We start from the raw sequence: 17028 nt of genomic DNA, 5'->3' as shown, positions 1-17028 counted from the left end.
CGCCTGCATCATGGCAGCAGAATGCTTGAGCCGATCGTCTCCCGAGCCTCGAGCGAGCGATGGGCTTCCGCCGCGTTCGATAGAGGAAAGAATTGCCGGAGATGTACCTTGACTGCACCTGATCCTACGATCTCAAACAGATCTTTCGCGCAACCCAGCAATCCTTCGCGCGCACGAGTAAAGGTTGCTAGTGTTCCCCTGGTCAGGCTAATCGATCCCTTTTGCCCCAGTAGCGCCAAGTCGAAGGGCGGAATAGGCCCCGACGAATTTCCATACGACACGATGTGGCCTCGCGGTCTTAGACTGTCGAGAGACCGTACGAACGTGTCTTTGCCGACGGCATCGTATACCACATCGACCATCCGGCCGTCCGTTAATCGCCGGACTTCCGCAACGACGTCCTGACGACTGTAATTGATGACATGCAGGCAGCCGTTAGCTTTCGCAACTTCGGCTTTCACATCAGTAAATGCAGTGCCAATGACGACCGCTCCGAGGGCGGCCGCCCATTGGCACAAGAAGAGGCCCACCCCGCCAGCTGCGGCATGAACGAGAACCACATCCCCGGCCGCGACATGGTGAATTTGACGCAATAGGTACTGCGCCGTCATTCCCTGCAACATCATGGCAGCCGCAGTACGATCGTCGATATTGCCGGGCAGAGATACCAGGCGATCTGCCGATATCACGCGCTCTTCACAGTAACTGCCTGAGACCGGCGCATACGCAACTCGATCTCCAACGGAGACTCCCTCTACCTCTGGTCCAATTTTTTCAACTACGCCGGCGCCTTCGTTCCCAGGAATGAACGGCAGCCGAACAGGGATCTCGCCTGTCCGCTGTAGAACCTCGACATAGTTGAGCCCGATCGCGGTATGTCTAAGTCGCACCTCTCCTGGACGGAGTGACCGCACATCAACCTTTTCCCACCGGAGACTTTCCGGACCTCCATATTCGTGTATTCGGATTGCTCGCGTCATGGGGCCGCGCGAACCTTTCTGCGCACCACCAAGGCATCGACCGCGATGATTGACGTCCCGTGACAAATGAGGGGATTCACGTCGATCTCGGAGATCTCGTCCGTCAGATCTGCCGCCAGTTCGGAGACCCGCACGATCGTATCGGCGAGCGCCTCTCGATCAACTGCCGCGCCGCCTCGGAACCCATCAAGAAGACGCTGGCCCTTCAAGGAGCTCAGTAGATTGAGTGCCTCATCACGACTAACAGGGGCGAGTTGCAGGGCAGTATCCTTGACCAGCTCGACCATCACGCCTCCGAGACCCACCAGCACCAGCGGTCCAAAAAGCGGGTCCACCCGAACCCCAATCATCATTTCGGCCCCAGGAGGGATCATCTGCTGAACCAACACACCGTTGATGCGCGGCGCGGGTTCGACGCGTGCTGCATTCACCATAATGGAATCGAACGCTACGCGCGCCTGTTCTCGATCCCTGATATTCAGCCGAATGACGCCGGCCTGGGTCTTGTGCGGAACGTCCGGCGATTCAAGCTTCATGGCGACGGGGAAGCCCAGTTCAGTTGCGATCACCTCAGCGTCTGCCGCGCTCGACGCAAGACGTTCCTGTGTGACGCGGATGCCGTAGGCCTGAAGAAGCTCCTTTGACTCGCGCTCTGTTAGAACATCCGCAGTAGCCTTTGAGATAAGTTTCCTCGAACGTTCGCCAGCATCAACCGGTGCGGTTCGAGATCGTAGGCTCTGCCCGGCCGCCAGACGCTTCTCGCGCTTCTGCCAGGCGGAAATGGCTGCGAAGCATCTGTCTACCGAGCGAAAGAGAGCAACGTGCGGCTCCAATTCCGCCTGCAGGCTGCCGGGCCCGTCGGACCAGGCAGTCATCCACGCCAAGCACATTAGCTTGCCGTGCTTGCGACCAAGTTCGGCTAAGATCTTGATCCTTTCGGCGCTGCTTTCGCTTGCCACTAGATGAGGCAGAACGAGAGCTCCGAACTCTTCATCAGTGATAAGCGCTTCACAGCACGCTGGCAGCGACTTGGGATCTGACAGGACTTGCGCCGTAACGTCACATGGGTTGCGCGCCGAGCCGAATTCCGGAATGTGCATCTTCAGGATCGCGGTCGTCTCTGCATTCGGCTGGGGCAGCGGCACATCAAACTTCTCAGCCTTGTCCGCGCAAATGATTGATGCACCGCCGGATGAAGAAACGACCGCTACGCCGGCGCCTCGCATCCGTCCGGCTTTCGCGAACAGCGCGGCGGTTTCGATCAGCGCCTCGAAATCGTGAACCACAACGATCCCGGCTCTCTCGAACATCGCCATGTATGCTGCGTTCGATCCTGCTAGTGAGCCAGTATGCGAAACGGCGGCGTGCGCCCCCTCCTCGCCTGTGGCGATTTTGTACATCACGACAGGCTTGCCATGATCCCAAGCCACAGATGCAGCATCGAAGATTCGTCGCGGATCGGACATGCCCTCGAATAGGCACGCGATGACCTTGCAGTCCGGATCCTCTGCCAGATAAGCGATATAGTCCGCCGCGTCGACGTCGCACGAGTTTCCGCTTGTGAGCACATGAGAAAAGGAGAACCCTGTCTTGACGCCCTGCAGAAGCGAGATGCCTAGCGCGCCGGACTGCGTAATTAGACCGATTCCGGCCGCTTTCTCCTCGCGCTTCGGAAGATCAGTCGGATTGAACGTCGTCGCCATGCCAAGCGTGAGGTTGTATATACCGATGCAGTTTGGCCCGATGATCGGGATACCCGATAGCCGCGCAAGCTTGGCCAACTTGTCCTGCTGAGCAATGCGGTCGGCTTTTCCGGTCTCGCTGTAGCCGGAGGCATAGATCAATATGCCGCCCGCCTTAGCTTCGATCGCGTCTTCGACCATGCTCTCGACGGACTCGCGTCCAGCCACGATGACGACGCAATCGGGCGACTTCGGAAGTGCCTTTAGCGAAGGATAGCACTTTCGGCCCAGCACTTCTTCGTATTTTTGATTTACCGGAAACACTTCGCCGTTGAATGACAGAAGATTTCGAACCGTCCGCTCTCCGAACGATCCTGGCCGGGTCGTGGCTCCGTAAACAGCGATACTACCTGGAGCCAATAGTCGGCGAAGGTCCGGATGGCGATAGAGCTGCGACGGTAGTCTTGATGCTGGCGCCTGATCCACGTTCATTGCCCTTCCACCGGTGTTGATCTCTGCTTTCGGCCTGCGCCGCTCATTGAGCGAATTCGACTATTTGCGACCGGGCCAGGACTTCAAGACGCTGGCCGTGAATGACACATCCGTGCGTTCTATATCGCGCAGCCCGTCGCAACCTGATCGCACAACCATGTCCAAATGTTCTGCAAGGCTTGCGCTCGGCTGCAAGTTGGCGAACTTAAGGGCGCGAGAGTCCTGCACGGACTCCCTCCCTAGACTTGGGCCGCCAGCTCCATGCTTGGCGGCCCTCTTTCTGCAGTTTGCACTTAGCTTTCGCTTCGCCAGAGACATAATCGACACGTATGTGACGAATGCCTCTGCGCGATTGACCCACCGCGCAACGCGCATGATGGTGCGTTCAGCGCGTCAACGGAATTCTGCGCCCGAAAGGTCAATATATCAGCTCAGCGCGATGCATGTTCGGCATTTCCGTGGGCGAAATCGGACGTTTCGTGCGGCAGGACTCCTCAATTGCGCTGGAGAAGATAATGCGCGTCACCATTGCGGATTGCGGCCAGGTTCTTCGACGGCTCACCCTCGGGCTGCTTTGCCTTTCGTTCGGATCGGGCGCTCAAGCGTCAGAGAAACGGTACGGACCTGGCGTCAGCGATACCGAGATCAGGATTGGCAACACCATGCCTTATAGCGGGCCATTGTCCGCTTACGGGCTGATTGGCCGAACTGAAGCCGCGTATTTCAAGAAGGTTAATGACGAAGGCGGCGTCAACGGCCGTACGATAAAGTTCATCAGCTACGATGACGCCTTCAGTCCGCCAAAGACGGTTGAGCAAACGCGAAAATTGATCGACAGCGACGAAGTCCTCCTCATCTTCGGCGCCACAGGAACAGCGGCCAATTCCGCGATCATGCCCTACATGAACCGGCTCAAGATTCCGCAACTGTTTGTCGCATCCGGAGCGTCAAAGTTTTCGAATCCCAAAGCGTTCCCTTGGACGATGGGCTGGATTCCCAGCTACCAGATTGAAGCGACGATCTACGCCAAACACATTCTCTCCCGCAATGCGGACGCAAAAATCGCCATCATTTACCAGCGGGACGATTTCGGGCGCGACTACCTCGATGGCCTGAAACGCGGCCTCGGAGAAAAGGCTTCCCAGCTCGTAGCTGAGGCAGGTTACGACATCACTTCCCCGACGATAACTTCTGAAATTGTCTCTCTGAAGTCGTCCGGGGCGGACACTTTGATCGTCGCCGCGTTAAGCAAATTTTCGAGCCAGACCCTTCGTACTCTCGGAGACATCGGTTGGCAGCCGCAGGTCTATCTTTCGAATACCTCGATTGCCATTGATACGGTCCTCCGACCGGCAGGACTAGACAACGCAAAGGGCGCTATCTCCGCCGCCTATCGCAAGGATCCCGAGGATCCAGCGTGGGCGAACGATGCAGGAATGATCGAATTTAAGGCCTTTATGGATAAGTACTACCCTGAGGGACCCAAGAACGACCAAACGGCGTTCGGATATCTTCAGGCGATAGCGATGGTGCAAGTGCTGAAGCAGTGCGGGGACGACCTTACGCGCGAAAGCGTGATGCGGACCGCATCGAGCCTACACGATCTCGAGCTCCCGCTTCTGATTCCTGGGATCAAGCTGAACACTTCTCCCACCGACTATTCTCCGATCAAGCAGTACAAGCTTATGAGATTTGACGGCGACCGCTGGCAGACGTTTGGAGAGGTTCGGTCGGAATGAGAACCGATCCAAAAATCGAGGCACTGTTGGATGGCCGGAATTCAGCGGTATAGTTGCAACCGTCGCTCGCGTCGTCGTCAACCCCTCCCCACCTCGTCGCGACGCAGAAGAAGTAATGAAGGATAAGACCATCTAATGGATCTCCACGAATCGAAAGACGAAGTCTCGTTGCGGGCAGAAGTCCGCGCCTTCGTTGCGGAAAATCTGCCATCCGACATTCGCGAGAAGGTGTTGGGCCTGCGGCGCGTGGGTCGCGACGATTACCTGCGATGGCAACACATTTTGCACGCTAAAGGATGGGGCGCCGTTAGCTGGCCTAAAGAGTACGGCGGCACCGGCTGGAATGCCATTTACCGGAATATTTTCGACGAAGAATGCCATATCGGCGGCGCTCCACGTCAGATTCCGATGGGGCTGACGATGCTTGCGCCCGTTCTGATGCGCTTCGGTACGGAGGAGCAGCGTCGAACGTATTTGCCCCGGATCATCACGATGGAAGACTGGTGGTGCCAGGGGTATTCGGAGCCTGGCGCGGGATCAGATCTGGCATCGCTTAAATGCCGCGCTGAACGGAAGGGTGACAACTACATCATCGACGGACAGAAGACTTGGACAACATACGCCCAGTGGGCCAACTGGATCTTCTGCTTGGTGCGTACATCGAACGAGGATCGGCCGCAGCGCGGAATTTCGTTTGTTCTGGTCGACATGAAGACACCAGGCATCACCGTGCAGCCGATCAAGACCCTTGATCAGGGGCATGATATTAATTCGGTCTTTTTCGATAAGGTCGAGGTCCCGGTAGCCAATCGCGTCGGCGACGAAGGCGCGGGTTGGGAGATCGCCAAATTTCTGCTTGGTCATGAACGTACCGGTATCGCAGGACTAGGCCTCTGCAAGCGTCTCCTGCGGCAAGTCCGCACGCAGGCGGGGCGACAGCGTTTCCGCGGCCGATCGCTGATTGAACACGATCGATTTCGCGATCGCGTGGCTCTGCTTGAGATGGAAGTCACCGCTCACGAATGGGCCATGCGTCGCCTTATGTCGCTGGAAGGGGCCGACGCTGGCGCGGTTGCTTCGGTCTTGAAAATCAGAGGATCTGAGATCCAGCAGGAGGCGACTGCCCTACTGCTTCAGTCCGCTGGACCATATGCGCTGCCTTATCTGCCGGAAGCACTCGAGTTGGGGTGGTCTGGCGAAACCGCCGGCGGCGAGGACATCAATGCACTGGCACCCGCTTACTTCGATTTCCGAAAGAGCACGATCTACGGGGGCACGAGCGAAGTACAGAAGACTATCATTGCTAAATCAATCTTGGGCTGATCATGGATTTTAAGCTTAGCGACGAACAGGAAATGCTGGCGCGAACCGTCGCGCGCTATGTGGAACGAGAATATGACATCGCCAGCCGACGAAAGTTGGCCGCCAGTCCCCTAGGGTATTCACCTCAGAACTGGGCATCGCTCGCAGAGTTGGGACTGTTGTCCTTGAACATCCCCGAAAGTGACGGGGGCATGGGTGGCGGCCCGATTGAGACCATGCTCGTTATGGAGGCATTCGGACGGGGTTTGGTTGTGGAGCCATTCCTTCCAACTGCGGTCGTGTCGGCCGCCTTGCTGGCCCGCGGAGCCAGCGAGTCGACGCGCGCTTCGCTCTTTCCCTCGATTGCGGCAGGAGAGTTGAAGGTTTGTGTTGGAACCAACGAGCCAGAAGGCGGCTTTGATCTTTCCCATGTCGCCACTAGCGCGCGCCTGGACGGAACCGGTTGGAGGATATCCGGCCGCAAGTGCGTCGTTCTTGGGGGAGATAGCGCGGACAAGTTCATCATCCCTGCCCGGACCGCAGCTGAGCTGACGGATCGCACCGGAGTAACCCTGTTCCTGGTTGACTCCAAAGCTCCCGGCCTTTCTGCACGTCCCTTTCCCACCATTGACGGAATGCGCTGCGCAGAAGTCCAACTGAAAGATGTTCCGGCTCAGGCTGTCATCGGCGAGGTGAACGAAGGCTATCCGCTGCTAGAATGGGCCGTCGATCGAGGTATTGCCGCTCTATGCGCTGAGGCGGTTGGCGCAATCGAGGCCTTGTTGCAGACGACGGCTGAGTATCTGAAAACGCGATCCCAGTTCGGTCAACCGCTGGCACGTTTTCAGGCTCTCCAGCATCGTATCGCGGATATGTTTACCGCGCTCCAGCAAGCCCGCGCTGTTGCGGTTCTGGCAGCCGCGGAAGTCGACAACCCGGACCGTGACGAGCGTCGGCGCGCCCTCGCAACCGCGAAGACCATGGTCGGTCGGGCAGGTCGTCTCGTTGGCGAACTAGCCATTCAGCTACATGGCGGAATGGGCATGACAGACGAGATGTCTGTAGGGCTCTATTTTAAGAGACTTCGCTGCATCGATATGACTTGGGGCGACAGCGACTATCACCTGGAACAATACAGCGGATTAATGCTTCCGGGATAGCGTCGCGCTTCGCCCCAGGAAACGCCTGGCTTAGCTGGCCAGGCGTAGCCGCCCTCATTAGCGCTTGCCTGGACTAGAGAAGCGGTCGTGAAAACTCCCCTCACTCAGCCGAAACGAAGCGAGAGCACTTCTCGCTGCTGATTCCACCTGTCGGAGCCGTCGGTGGGCCGCTCGTTAGCCCAAGCGGACCTTGCGACTGGCGCCAGCTGCGCTCTCCTAGAGAGCGGAAGCACCTAACAAGTCAGAGAGAGAGAGAGAGAGAGAGAGATCTCATCTGATATCTAGAGCCTTGGGGGCGCGGGCCGGCCATTCTCGGCCACTCTTGCACCGCGTCCTATGCCGCCTTTTAGATTGGATCCCAGTTAAAGACGTCTGCCGACCTGTCAAGCTTGTAAAAGGATCCCTTCAATGCCGGCATACCGTGCTCAGCGATCGATTGCGGCGTCCAGCCTTCACTACGCTGTACCGAGCGGATCGGACTGTTCTGGCTGAAGAGGAAAATCTCGTTCATGCGCGCACCAAAAATTTGGCCCGTGACGTCCTTGGCGGAGTCGGAGATCAGATAACCGCAGAGCGGAGCAATCTTCTCTGGCCCCATCTGCTTGATCTTCTCAACGCGAGACTCGTCCCTCGGGCACGATCCCGATCGACCCTTGGCCATTTTCCTGGCCAAGCCATCAAGGCCTTGCCGTCACCTATCTGGATAGACGTGCAGGCTTGTCGGATACCCGTTGAAACTTGACGCGCTCGCGATCAAGTCAACACAGTGAGCACACCAGACATTCCGGCGACTACGACTTCGAGACCTGGCTAAGACCCATGCCTCTAGGCCATTCCCAGGATCCTGCGCGTGTCGTCATCTATCGTCTTCGAATACGGCGCCGCACCGTTCAGATCAAAGATCTGCTCCTTAGCAGCAACGAAATCCTCTATTGTCGCAATCTCGCCATTTCCAACCACGGCACCCGCGCCCTTGACGAGTTTCACTCGCGCAAAATAGCCGGCGCCGGCCGCGATGATCTCGCCCGTCGCGTCGCATTCCTCGCTACACATCCAAGCCACTGCCGGGGACACTTGCCTTGGATCCAGCTTCTTGAGCATTTGTTCGGGCAGAAGTCCCTCCGTCATCCGCGTCGCGGCAACGGGAGATATCGAGTTGATCCTGACGTTGTATTTCGCGCCCTCGGTCATGAGATTGTGCATCAAGCCAATCATGCCCGTCTTGGCCGCACCATAGTTCGACTGCCCATAGTTCCCTGCGAGCCCGGAGCCAGACGTCGTCAAGACAACTCGACCGTACTTCTGATCGATCATATGTTGCCACGCGGCTTTGGTGACATAGACCGATCCCAAAAGATGCACCTTGATGACATCGTCGAAGTCATCCAGCTCCATTTTTGAGAACGTCTTGTCGCGGAGGATTCCCGCATTGTTTACGACAATATCGATCTTCCCATAACTCTCGATGGCGGTCCGCACCATGCGTTCCGCGCCGGCACGATCAGCAACGCTATCGTAGTTGGCTATTGCCTCGCCCCCGGATTTTCTGATCTCGTCGACCACCGTATCGGCGACCGCGTTCGATCCACCTTGACCGGCGGTCGAGCCACCAGGGTCGTTCACGACGACCTTGGCGCCTCGCGATGCGAGCAACAAGGCATGGCACTTGCCAAGCCCAGCACCGGCGCCCGTCACAAGAGCGACGCGGTTGTCAAAACGAACGGCCATTGCCATACCTCAGGAAAAAAGGCTCTTAGTTTCGGAAAGCGGCGCGGCATCAGCCAATCATGCTGTATCCGCCGGAGACGGACAGCACCTGCCCGGTGATGTAGCCCGCGGCCTTGGTGGAAGATAGAAACACCACCGCACTGGCGATGTCCTCCGGACGTCCGATCTTCCTCAACGGAAGCGCCTTAGCGACCTTCTCGAGTTGATCGGCAGTGAACATGTCGTCCATCTTCGACCACATGCTGGTGCCGCCGACATCGCCGGCTTCCTTCGGAATCGTTACGCCGGGACAGACAACGTTGCAGCGGATTCCATACCTGCCATTCTCCCGGGCTACGGTCTTCATGAAGCTGTTCACGGCCGCCTTCATGCCTCCGTAGACGGCCTCCCTCGGTTCGCCCTGCCGGCTTGCGTCTGAACTGATCGAAACGATCGAGCCAGCGCTCTTCGGAATCATGATATCGAGAGCTGTCTTCGTGCAGTTCAGATTTCCAACAAAGTTGATCTTGATGATCTTCTGCCAGAATTCTGGATCTGTCTGCGTGAAGAACAGGAGTTTGTCCCAGCCGACATTGTTGACAAGGACATCGACGCCGCCAAATTTGTCCACAGCGGCTTTGAACATCGCTTGCACTTGGGCAAGATCGGTTACGTCGGTTTTTATGACTTGGCAGGTCCCGCTTCCGGCCTTGCGGGCGAGGCTCGCGGTTTTTTCAGCTTGCTCGGGATCGATATCAATCGTGATATTCGCTCCCTCGGCCGCAAAGCCGAGCACGATTTCTCGCCCAATATTTGAACCACCGCCGGTGACCACGACCGACTTTGCCTTCAGACCCAGATCCATTTTATCCGCCTTGAACACTTGGAGCCGCGGCGCACAATCCGCCGCTCCCCTTTTGTAAGGAGGCTCCGTTCTTCGTTTTCAGTCAATGCAATTCGCCAGCGATGGCACAAACCACATGACTGTGTTTTTAGCCGCTCAATTTACCTGGCGGATGGAAATTTTGGCTCGCGCTTCTCTCTGATTGCGGCCACCCCTTCCTTTGCGTCGTCGCCCAGGAAACAGAGCATTTCCAGCGCTAATGAGGCATCGAACGCAGGCTGCGCCAATCGCATCCAATTGTTGAGGGATCGCTTGGTGTACCGGATCGCCAGCTGGCTTCCCGTCGCAAGCTTGTTGGCGGTGGTCAGCGCCTTATCGAGCAGCTGGGCCCTGGGGACACAAAGACTTACCAAGCCAATTCGCTCTGCTTCTTTGCCATCCACGAATTCCGCGGTCATCAGATAGTACTTGGCCTTGGCTAGTCCGCACAGCAGCGGCCAGAGAATTACAGCGTGGTCTCCAGCCGAGACGCCCAGGCGGACATGGCCGTCGGTAATCTTCGCTTCTTCGGCCATGATGCTGATGTCCGCCATCATCGCCACCGCCAGCCCCGCTCCTACCGCTACGCCGTTGATCGCGGAAACGACGGGCTTCTCGCAGGCGAGCATATTGAATACGATGTCGCCCGCCTCCTTCATCGTGTCGGCAACCTTGTCGGGATTTCCGACGGTCTCCGCGATCCACGACAAGTCTCCGCCGGCAGAGAAGGCACGATCGCCGGCACCAGTTACGACGATGACCCGAACGGCTGGGTCATGATTGACCACGTCCCAGATCTTTGTGAGTTCCCAGTGCAGGCGGCCGTTCGTCGCATTCATGACTTCGGGCCGATTGATCGTAATGAGGAGAACCCCGTTCGCTCTATTGTCGAACTTCAGGAACTGAAAGTCGGTGTATTTCATGGTCTTTCCTTGTCGTTGATACGTAGCCTGTTGCGTCTTCAGAATGCCTCGGAGGTTTTCAGGCATCTCCAGGGATTCTTGCCCTTCGCTTGAAAGCCAATTGCGGCGCCTTCCTCCGCATTACTTCATGTTCGGCCAGCGAGCCGAGATCTGAACTCGCTCCACTGATCAGGTGTCCATTCGAGCAGCTTCTTCGTGCCGACCGCCCCACCCTCCTGAAGGGAACGTCCTCCATCAATGGTGATGCACTCGCCGTTGATGTAGCTGGAATAGTCCGACATCAAATAGGCGACGAGATTCGCGATTTCAGTGTGATCGCCAAGCCGTCGCAGGGGCACCTGCATCTCTTGCGGCGCCTCCTGAGATTGATCTGGGTACAATCGGTCCCACGCCCCTCTCGTCGGAAAAAGGCCAGGTGCGAGCGACAGTGTCCGAATGCCTTTCGGTCCCCACTCGACGGCCAGGCTCTTCATCATTGCGAGCACTCCCGCCTTGGCTGCAGCAGACGGCACTGTGAACGCTCGCCCTTGCCAAGCCGCACTCGTGACAATCGATAGAATCGTTCCCCTCGCGGACGCCTCGATCCATCGGCGGCCTGCGGCCACCGTGCAGTAGGCAGACCCATGCAGAACGATGCCCAGTACGGCATCCAACGCCCGGCTCGACAGGGTTTCGGTTCTGGCGATGAAGTTTCCGGCTGCGTTGTTTATCAGGCCGGTCAGAGGCCCCTTGCTCCAGATTGCATCGAACATGCGCTCGACCTGCTCGGCATCACGCACGTCACATTGCTCAAAGTACGCTTGTCCACCACTTGCCTGGATCTCTTCCACGGCTTTCGCCAGGACGTCTGCCTGACGACCGCAAATGACAACTTCAGCCCCCAGTTCCGCGAGCCGCCCCGCGAAGCTTCTTCCAAGGCCCGTGCCGCCTCCTGTTATGAGAATTTTTTGCCCCCGGAGAAGGCCTACCATAAACATATAAGCGCCCCCTATTTTTCCGCTGTCCGGAGCTCAGCCAATCCCCCCGCTTCCGTCAGTCGCGCGAGGTGGTGCTCGGCGTCACCTAGATACATTCCGAGGACCGTAGCGCGCTTAAAGAGTGGACCGATCGCACATTCCTCCGTCACGCCTATGCCACCGTGGAGCTGCACCGCATTGAACGCGATGAACCTGAGAGATTCTCCGACTTGAATTTTTGCCGCAGCAAGCGCTCGCCGCCGCTCTTCCGCCTTTTCGTGCTCGACCATTGCCGCAGCGTACAGGGCCATACTTCGCGCCTGCTCGAGCGCCACAAGCATGTCTGCCGCGCGATGTTGCAGAGCCTGGAATTCGGCTATTGCTTTGCCGAACTGTTTTCGGGTTTTCAGGTAGAGAACCGTTATGTTCAGCATCGACTCCATCAAGCCAACGCATTCGGCAACATTCGCTGCTTGGGCACAATCCGCTGCTCGTTCAATGACTGAGATGCTCTTCGTGCTTGCATCCAACTTAGCGTCGGCAGCGACGCACACATTCGAAAGAATGATCTCGGCACCTCGGGTACCGTCCTGCGCCACATAACTGCGTCTCGACAAGCCAGGTATCCCTGCCTCGACCAGGAACAATCCAATGCCATCCTGATCGAAGCGACTTCCAGCAACTCGCGCACTCACGATGATCCAACGTGCTTCGTCGCCAGCTACGACACCGCACTTATGCCCGACCAGCTCCCACTGTGAGCCGCTCCACTTCGCCGTCGCCTGAACGTCGGCGAGATCGTAGCGCGCACCAGGCTCTTGAAAGGCGAAGGCGATGATATCGGTGCCGTCGATGATATTTGGCACGAGCGAACGACGCTGCTCAGCCGTCGCCCCAAAGCGCAATAGAGACCCGGCAAGCACGATCGAGGCCACGTACGGGAGCGGACAAAGGTGACGACCGAGTGCCTCGGCCACAAGCATGGTTTCGATCGATGTCCCACCTAAGCCGCCGTCCTCTGGGGAGAAAGGCAGGGCAAGAAGTCCCAATTCGGCAAAGCGGGACCATGCCTCGCGATCGCTCGTCGTTCGGGATGGGTACCGCGAGGTCGTGTTGGCAAAACGACCAAGACTTTCCGCAAGTCGTTCGACATTCGCTTTAAGCAAGGTCTGCTCTTCACTCAGATCGAAATCCACCTCAGAGCTCCAACACTACTTTGGCCAGAATATTTCGTTGGATTTCGTTGGATCCACCGTAAATTGATGCAGCGCGGCTGAAGAAATAGGTCGGAGCCTTACCTTCCGCCCAGTCGTTCAAGGTTTCCACCGAAACGATCGGCTCGCTGCATTTCTCCCACTTTGCTGGAATCGTGTGGGGGCCTGCGGCCTTGAACATCAGCTCAGCGGCTCGCTGCTGCGTCTCTGCCCCCTTGATCTTTAAAATCGAGGACATCGGGTCGGGCTTCCCCTCTACGTTTGCAGTCAGCAGCCGCATCGCGGTAATTTCAATTGATTTAAGCTCCACCTCCAGGCGCACGAATTCCCGTCTGAATTCGGGATCGTCCCAAAGCGAGCCAGATCGCGTGAGTTGGCGGACGGCGAGCGCTTTTGCCTCGCGCAGGCGCGCCTTTGACAAGCCAACGCGGGCGATGCCAGCCCGCTCGTTACCCAGGAGAAATTTGGCGTACTCCCATCCTCGATTCTCCTCCCCGACAAGATTGGCCACAGGGACGCGGACGTCCGTAAAGAAGACCTCGTTCGTATGGTGTTGACCGTCGATCGTGAGGATCGGCCGAATATCGACTCCGGGAGTTCGTAGATCAACGAGAATGAAGCTGATCCCCTGCTGCTTCTTGGCTGATCGGGAGGTCCGGACCAGGAGGAATATCCAATCGGCATGATGTGCGGTCGACGTCCAGATTTTCTGGCCGTTGATGATGTAATGATCACCCCGACGTTCAGCCCACGTTGAGAGCGACGCTAGATCCGAACCTGCACCAGGCTCGGAGAACCCTTGGCAAAACCAAATATCGAGATTGGCAATGGATGGCAAAAAGCGCTTTCTCTGCTCTTCGCTACCGAACGTAGAGATGACTGGGCCAACCATCGTTGTGTTGAACGACAACGGCTCCGGAGCTGGCCACTGAGTGATCTCTTCCGCAAAGATGTAGCGCTGAACCGGGGTCCACCCCGTGCCGCCCCACTGCTGCGGCCAATGAGGGACCGCCCATCCCTTTTTGTTGAGGATTCTCTGCCATCGGACGATATCGGCTTTTTCCGCATGAGCGGCCCGCATCATCTTGCGATAGATGTCGTTCGGCAGTGAGACTTTGAGAAAGTCGCGCACTTCCCTGCGAAAGGCCTTCTCGCGATCGTCAAAATCCAACTTCATGCGCGGAACTCCGCCGCGCCCGTCAGAACATCAGTTGGGCGACGACGGAGGAGTGTTTAACATTTCGCAGATGCATTGAAGCGGCGCGCAGCCAAAAACACATATGAGTTGCCGAGCTCTCGGTGCCCGGTACTCAGCTTGGATAACCGACGGCTCGGGAAGCACGAGAAGCAAACTCCTTGACCAGGTCGCTCCAGTTTTGTCCTTCTCGACCGTAACGATCCGTGGGACCAGCGATCAAAAGCGCCGCTAATAGTGAACCATCGGATCCAAATATTGGCGCAGAAACGCCGGTCGCCCCATCGACCGCCTCTGAAATACTCACGCAAACGCCCGCGTCCCTGACCTCGGTGAGCCGTTGGCGCAGGGCGTCTGTGCTGGCTATTGTTCGCGGAGTAAGGGACTTGAGGCGGACTTTTCGAAGAAATTGCTCCCGCCATCGCTCGTCTTGAAACGCCAAGAGCACCTGACCAGCCGAAGACCCATACAGTGGCCGCGTCGTTCCGGGAGGTACCGAGTATCGGATGAGCTGCGGACTCTCGAGTACGTCCGTATACATCACCGTCTGCGCCGCGCGGTCCATGACGGCCAAGATGATCGTTTCGGGGCAACGACGTTGTAGCTCGACCATCACGCCTCGAACGACAGTCGCAAACTTTCGTGCCGACATGATATTTGAGGCAAGCACAAAGCTTTCGTTGCCGAGACTGTATCGACCGCTCGCGTGCACGAGGTAACCGGATGCAACAAGTGGTCGCAACAGGGTCAGCAAGCTGCTCTTTGGAGATTCCAATTGGTTCGCAAGCTCTGCAAGGGACAGCCCGTCAGGCGAGCGCGCAATGAAATCGAAGATACCCAACATCCGCTGCAACGAGCGAGGACCCGTCGTCGCCGCTTCTGCCTTACGCCTGCCTTTGCGTGCTCCTGGAGAGGCCCTCTCGGCACTTCGCTGCTGCAATGTGTCCATCTCGGTTCGCACCTGAAGCCTCGAAGCCCAGCGCTGCTTCTACCAGTCTAGTGAAATGACTGAACAACTGCCATTACGCAAGCCGAATTTCGTGGCGCGAAACATAAGATCGATTGGTCCCCGCCTGACGTAGTTGCAGGCAAGTCCTTCTTGGCCCGACTAAGGGGGCGACCGCTTTTCACGGCGAGCCGCAAGTTCCTCGACTATCTCGCTGGTATGCTGGCCCAGCTTGGGCGGAAATCGATGTACCGAAGCAGCGGTCTTTGAGAAGCTCGCAAAAGGCGCCATTGATACAATTTTTCCTTCCGTCGGGTGTTGGAACCGCCGGAAAAAGCCGTTCTCCGTAAGATACTGATCGTGGAAGACGTCTTGGAAATCCTCGACCGGACCATTCGGAATATCGGCCGCCGTCAGTCGCTCAAGCCAAGCACTTGTGGTATCGCTCTCGATCGCATCGGAGATTATGCCATAGAGCTCGTCGATGTTCTTGACCCGCGCCTCCAAGCGAGAATAGCGCGGATCTTCGGCGAGTTCCGGCCGATTAATGGCCACGAACAGCCGTCGCCACTGGTCATTTGTGACTGCCAGCAGCGAGATATATGAATCCCTCGTCTTGTAGGGCCGCCGATGTGGCGTCATTAAACGACCATAACCGATGCCGAGCTCGGGCTGATCGAGTACGCCGCCCCACAAGTGTTCGATCATGTTGAAGCCGACCATTGCATCCATCATTGCTACGTGGACTTCCTGGCCAACTCCCGTGCGCTCTCTCGCATAGAGCGCCATTGCGACGGATGACGCGAGGATATACCCGCACAGTTTGTCGCAAATGACGGTCGGGAGATATCGCGGCTCTCCGCCCAGTCTGTTCATTGCGGCAAGTCCCGAAGCAGCTTGGATCACGTCGTCGAAAGCCGGCCAGTCCCGCCTGGAACTATCATTTCGGTACCCACCGGCGGACGCGTATATTAGACGCGAGCTCTCTCGCGACAGCTTCTTGTAGTCAAGCTCGAGGCGCGCGGCCGCACTGGGTCGCATTGAATGAACGAAGACATCGGCCGTCCCCACCAATTCGTGTAGAGTTTTGCGATCGTCTGATTGCTTGAGATCGAGCACGATCGATCTCTTATTGCGATTCATGTTCAGAAAGAATGCGCTCATCCCGTCACTGCGGGAGGGGCCGATTCGCCTCATGTCATCGCCATGAGGCGCCTCGACCTTGATTACGTCGGCACCCATGTCGCCCAGGATCTGCGTGCTCACCGGCCCGAGGACGTTGATCGTAAGATCGATTACCCGGACCCCGGCAAGCGGCCCCGTAGGCCGATCGGGCCCCGAATCGTTATTGAGTGCCATGCCTCACCCTAACCGTTGGAGCGCGCCTTCATCATGCGAAGCGGTGTGTACTCCAAGACGACGGAGCCATCTTGCCTGCGAACGACGTTACGTGTCCGAACCAATCCCCGACCGGGCCTATTCTTGCTGCGTCGCGCTTCGATCACCTCGCATTCAACGTGAATAGTGTCCCCCGCGACGACCGGACCTTTAATGTTGAAATCCATATGCAGGAAAGCGAAGCCGGTGTGCTGCATCGTTGCCTGCACCAGCAGTCCTTCCGCAAAACAAAATACCAGAGCGCCTGGCGCCAGACGCCCCTTGATGTCGGACTCGTTCTTCAGAAATTCCAGATTTGTGAACAACACCTCTGTCATGCCGGTGCAGTTGATGAAATTGACGATATCGGGTTCGGTCACCGTCCGGCCGATCGTCTTGAATTTCCGTCCGAGCGTCGCATCCTCGAAATGCAGGCCAATTCCTAATGTTTCCATATCCGTCTCCGATTCAG

General features: G+C 57.4%; 14 protein-coding genes and 1 pseudogene. 3 read left to right on the top strand and 12 right to left on the bottom strand.

What is annotated here, in order from left to right; genetic code table 11:
- Positions 1-8: 8 nt before the first annotated feature.
- Together IVB26_RS17015 and IVB26_RS17010 are read right to left on the bottom strand one after the other, a co-directional pair.
- On the bottom strand, positions 9-980 hold the full coding sequence (locus IVB26_RS17015; RefSeq protein WP_247972704.1) for a quinone oxidoreductase family protein: 972 nt from the start codon (positions 978-980) through the stop codon (positions 9-11).
- Positions 977-3154 (bottom strand): acetate--CoA ligase family protein, encoded by a 2178-nt coding sequence (locus tag IVB26_RS17010; protein ID WP_247972703.1) that lies wholly within the window; start codon positions 3152-3154, stop codon positions 977-979. The genes IVB26_RS17015 and IVB26_RS17010 overlap by 4 nt, the downstream gene beginning before the upstream one ends.
- Positions 3155-3669: 515 nt before the next feature.
- Between IVB26_RS17010 and IVB26_RS17005 the strand changes: the two genes are divergently transcribed.
- The 3 genes from IVB26_RS17005 (at position 3670) to IVB26_RS16995 (ending at position 7355) form a co-directional block, all read left to right on the top strand.
- A complete protein-coding gene (locus IVB26_RS17005; protein ID WP_458309372.1) occupies positions 3670-4893 on the top strand; it encodes an ABC transporter substrate-binding protein in 1224 nt (407 codons plus the stop codon).
- A 135-nt stretch (positions 4894-5028) separates the two neighbouring features.
- Entirely contained in the window at positions 5029-6216 is a 1188-nt protein-coding gene (locus IVB26_RS17000; RefSeq protein WP_247972701.1) for an acyl-CoA dehydrogenase family protein, read from the top strand.
- A 2-nt stretch (positions 6217-6218) separates the two neighbouring features.
- A complete protein-coding gene (locus tag IVB26_RS16995; protein ID WP_247972700.1) occupies positions 6219-7355 on the top strand; it encodes an acyl-CoA dehydrogenase family protein in 1137 nt (378 codons plus the stop codon).
- A gap of 346 nt (positions 7356-7701) precedes the next feature.
- On the opposite strand, the pseudogene IVB26_RS16990 reads toward IVB26_RS16995, so the two are convergent.
- The 10 genes and pseudogenes from IVB26_RS16990 to IVB26_RS16945 form a co-directional block, all read right to left on the bottom strand.
- Positions 7702-7983, bottom strand: a pseudogene (locus IVB26_RS16990) (3-hydroxyacyl-CoA dehydrogenase); the annotation flags it as partial.
- A 197-nt stretch (positions 7984-8180) separates the two neighbouring features.
- Entirely contained in the window at positions 8181-9083 is a 903-nt protein-coding gene (locus IVB26_RS16985; RefSeq protein WP_247972699.1) for an SDR family NAD(P)-dependent oxidoreductase, read from the bottom strand.
- 49 nt (positions 9084-9132) lie between these two features.
- Positions 9133-9927, bottom strand: coding sequence for an SDR family NAD(P)-dependent oxidoreductase (locus tag IVB26_RS16980; protein ID WP_247972698.1), 795 nt, complete (start codon positions 9925-9927; stop codon positions 9133-9135).
- Positions 9928-10067: 140 nt separating this feature from the next.
- Entirely contained in the window at positions 10068-10868 is an 801-nt protein-coding gene (locus tag IVB26_RS16975) for an enoyl-CoA hydratase/isomerase family protein (RefSeq protein WP_247972697.1), read from the bottom strand.
- A 125-nt stretch (positions 10869-10993) separates the two neighbouring features.
- Complete coding sequence (locus IVB26_RS16970) at positions 10994-11839, bottom strand: SDR family oxidoreductase (RefSeq protein WP_346732888.1); 846 nt, start codon at positions 11837-11839, stop codon at positions 10994-10996.
- Positions 11840-11856: 17 nt separating this feature from the next.
- On the bottom strand, positions 11857-13020 hold the full coding sequence (locus tag IVB26_RS16965) for an acyl-CoA dehydrogenase family protein (protein WP_247972695.1): 1164 nt from the start codon (positions 13018-13020) through the stop codon (positions 11857-11859).
- Between the two features lies 1 nt (position 13021).
- Positions 13022-14215 carry an acyl-CoA dehydrogenase family protein gene (locus tag IVB26_RS16960; protein WP_247972694.1) on the bottom strand — a complete coding sequence of 398 codons (1194 nt, stop codon included), beginning with the start codon at positions 14213-14215 and terminating at the stop codon, positions 13022-13024.
- 133 nt (positions 14216-14348) lie between these two features.
- Complete coding sequence (locus tag IVB26_RS16955) at positions 14349-15077, bottom strand: IclR family transcriptional regulator (protein ID WP_247972693.1); 729 nt, start codon at positions 15075-15077, stop codon at positions 14349-14351.
- Positions 15078-15341: 264 nt separating this feature from the next.
- On the bottom strand, positions 15342-16538 hold the full coding sequence (locus tag IVB26_RS16950) for a CaiB/BaiF CoA transferase family protein (RefSeq protein ID WP_247972692.1): 1197 nt from the start codon (positions 16536-16538) through the stop codon (positions 15342-15344).
- An 8-nt stretch (positions 16539-16546) separates the two neighbouring features.
- On the bottom strand, positions 16547-17011 hold the full coding sequence (locus IVB26_RS16945; protein ID WP_247972691.1) for a MaoC family dehydratase: 465 nt from the start codon (positions 17009-17011) through the stop codon (positions 16547-16549).
- Positions 17012-17028: the final 17 nt, after the last annotated feature.

The sequence above is a fragment of the Bradyrhizobium sp. 195 genome (genome assembly GCF_023101665.1).
Lineage (GTDB): Bacteria > Pseudomonadota > Alphaproteobacteria > Rhizobiales > Xanthobacteraceae > Bradyrhizobium.
Note: the sequence above shows the minus strand (reverse complement) of the source record. Positions and strands in the feature narration are given on the sequence as shown.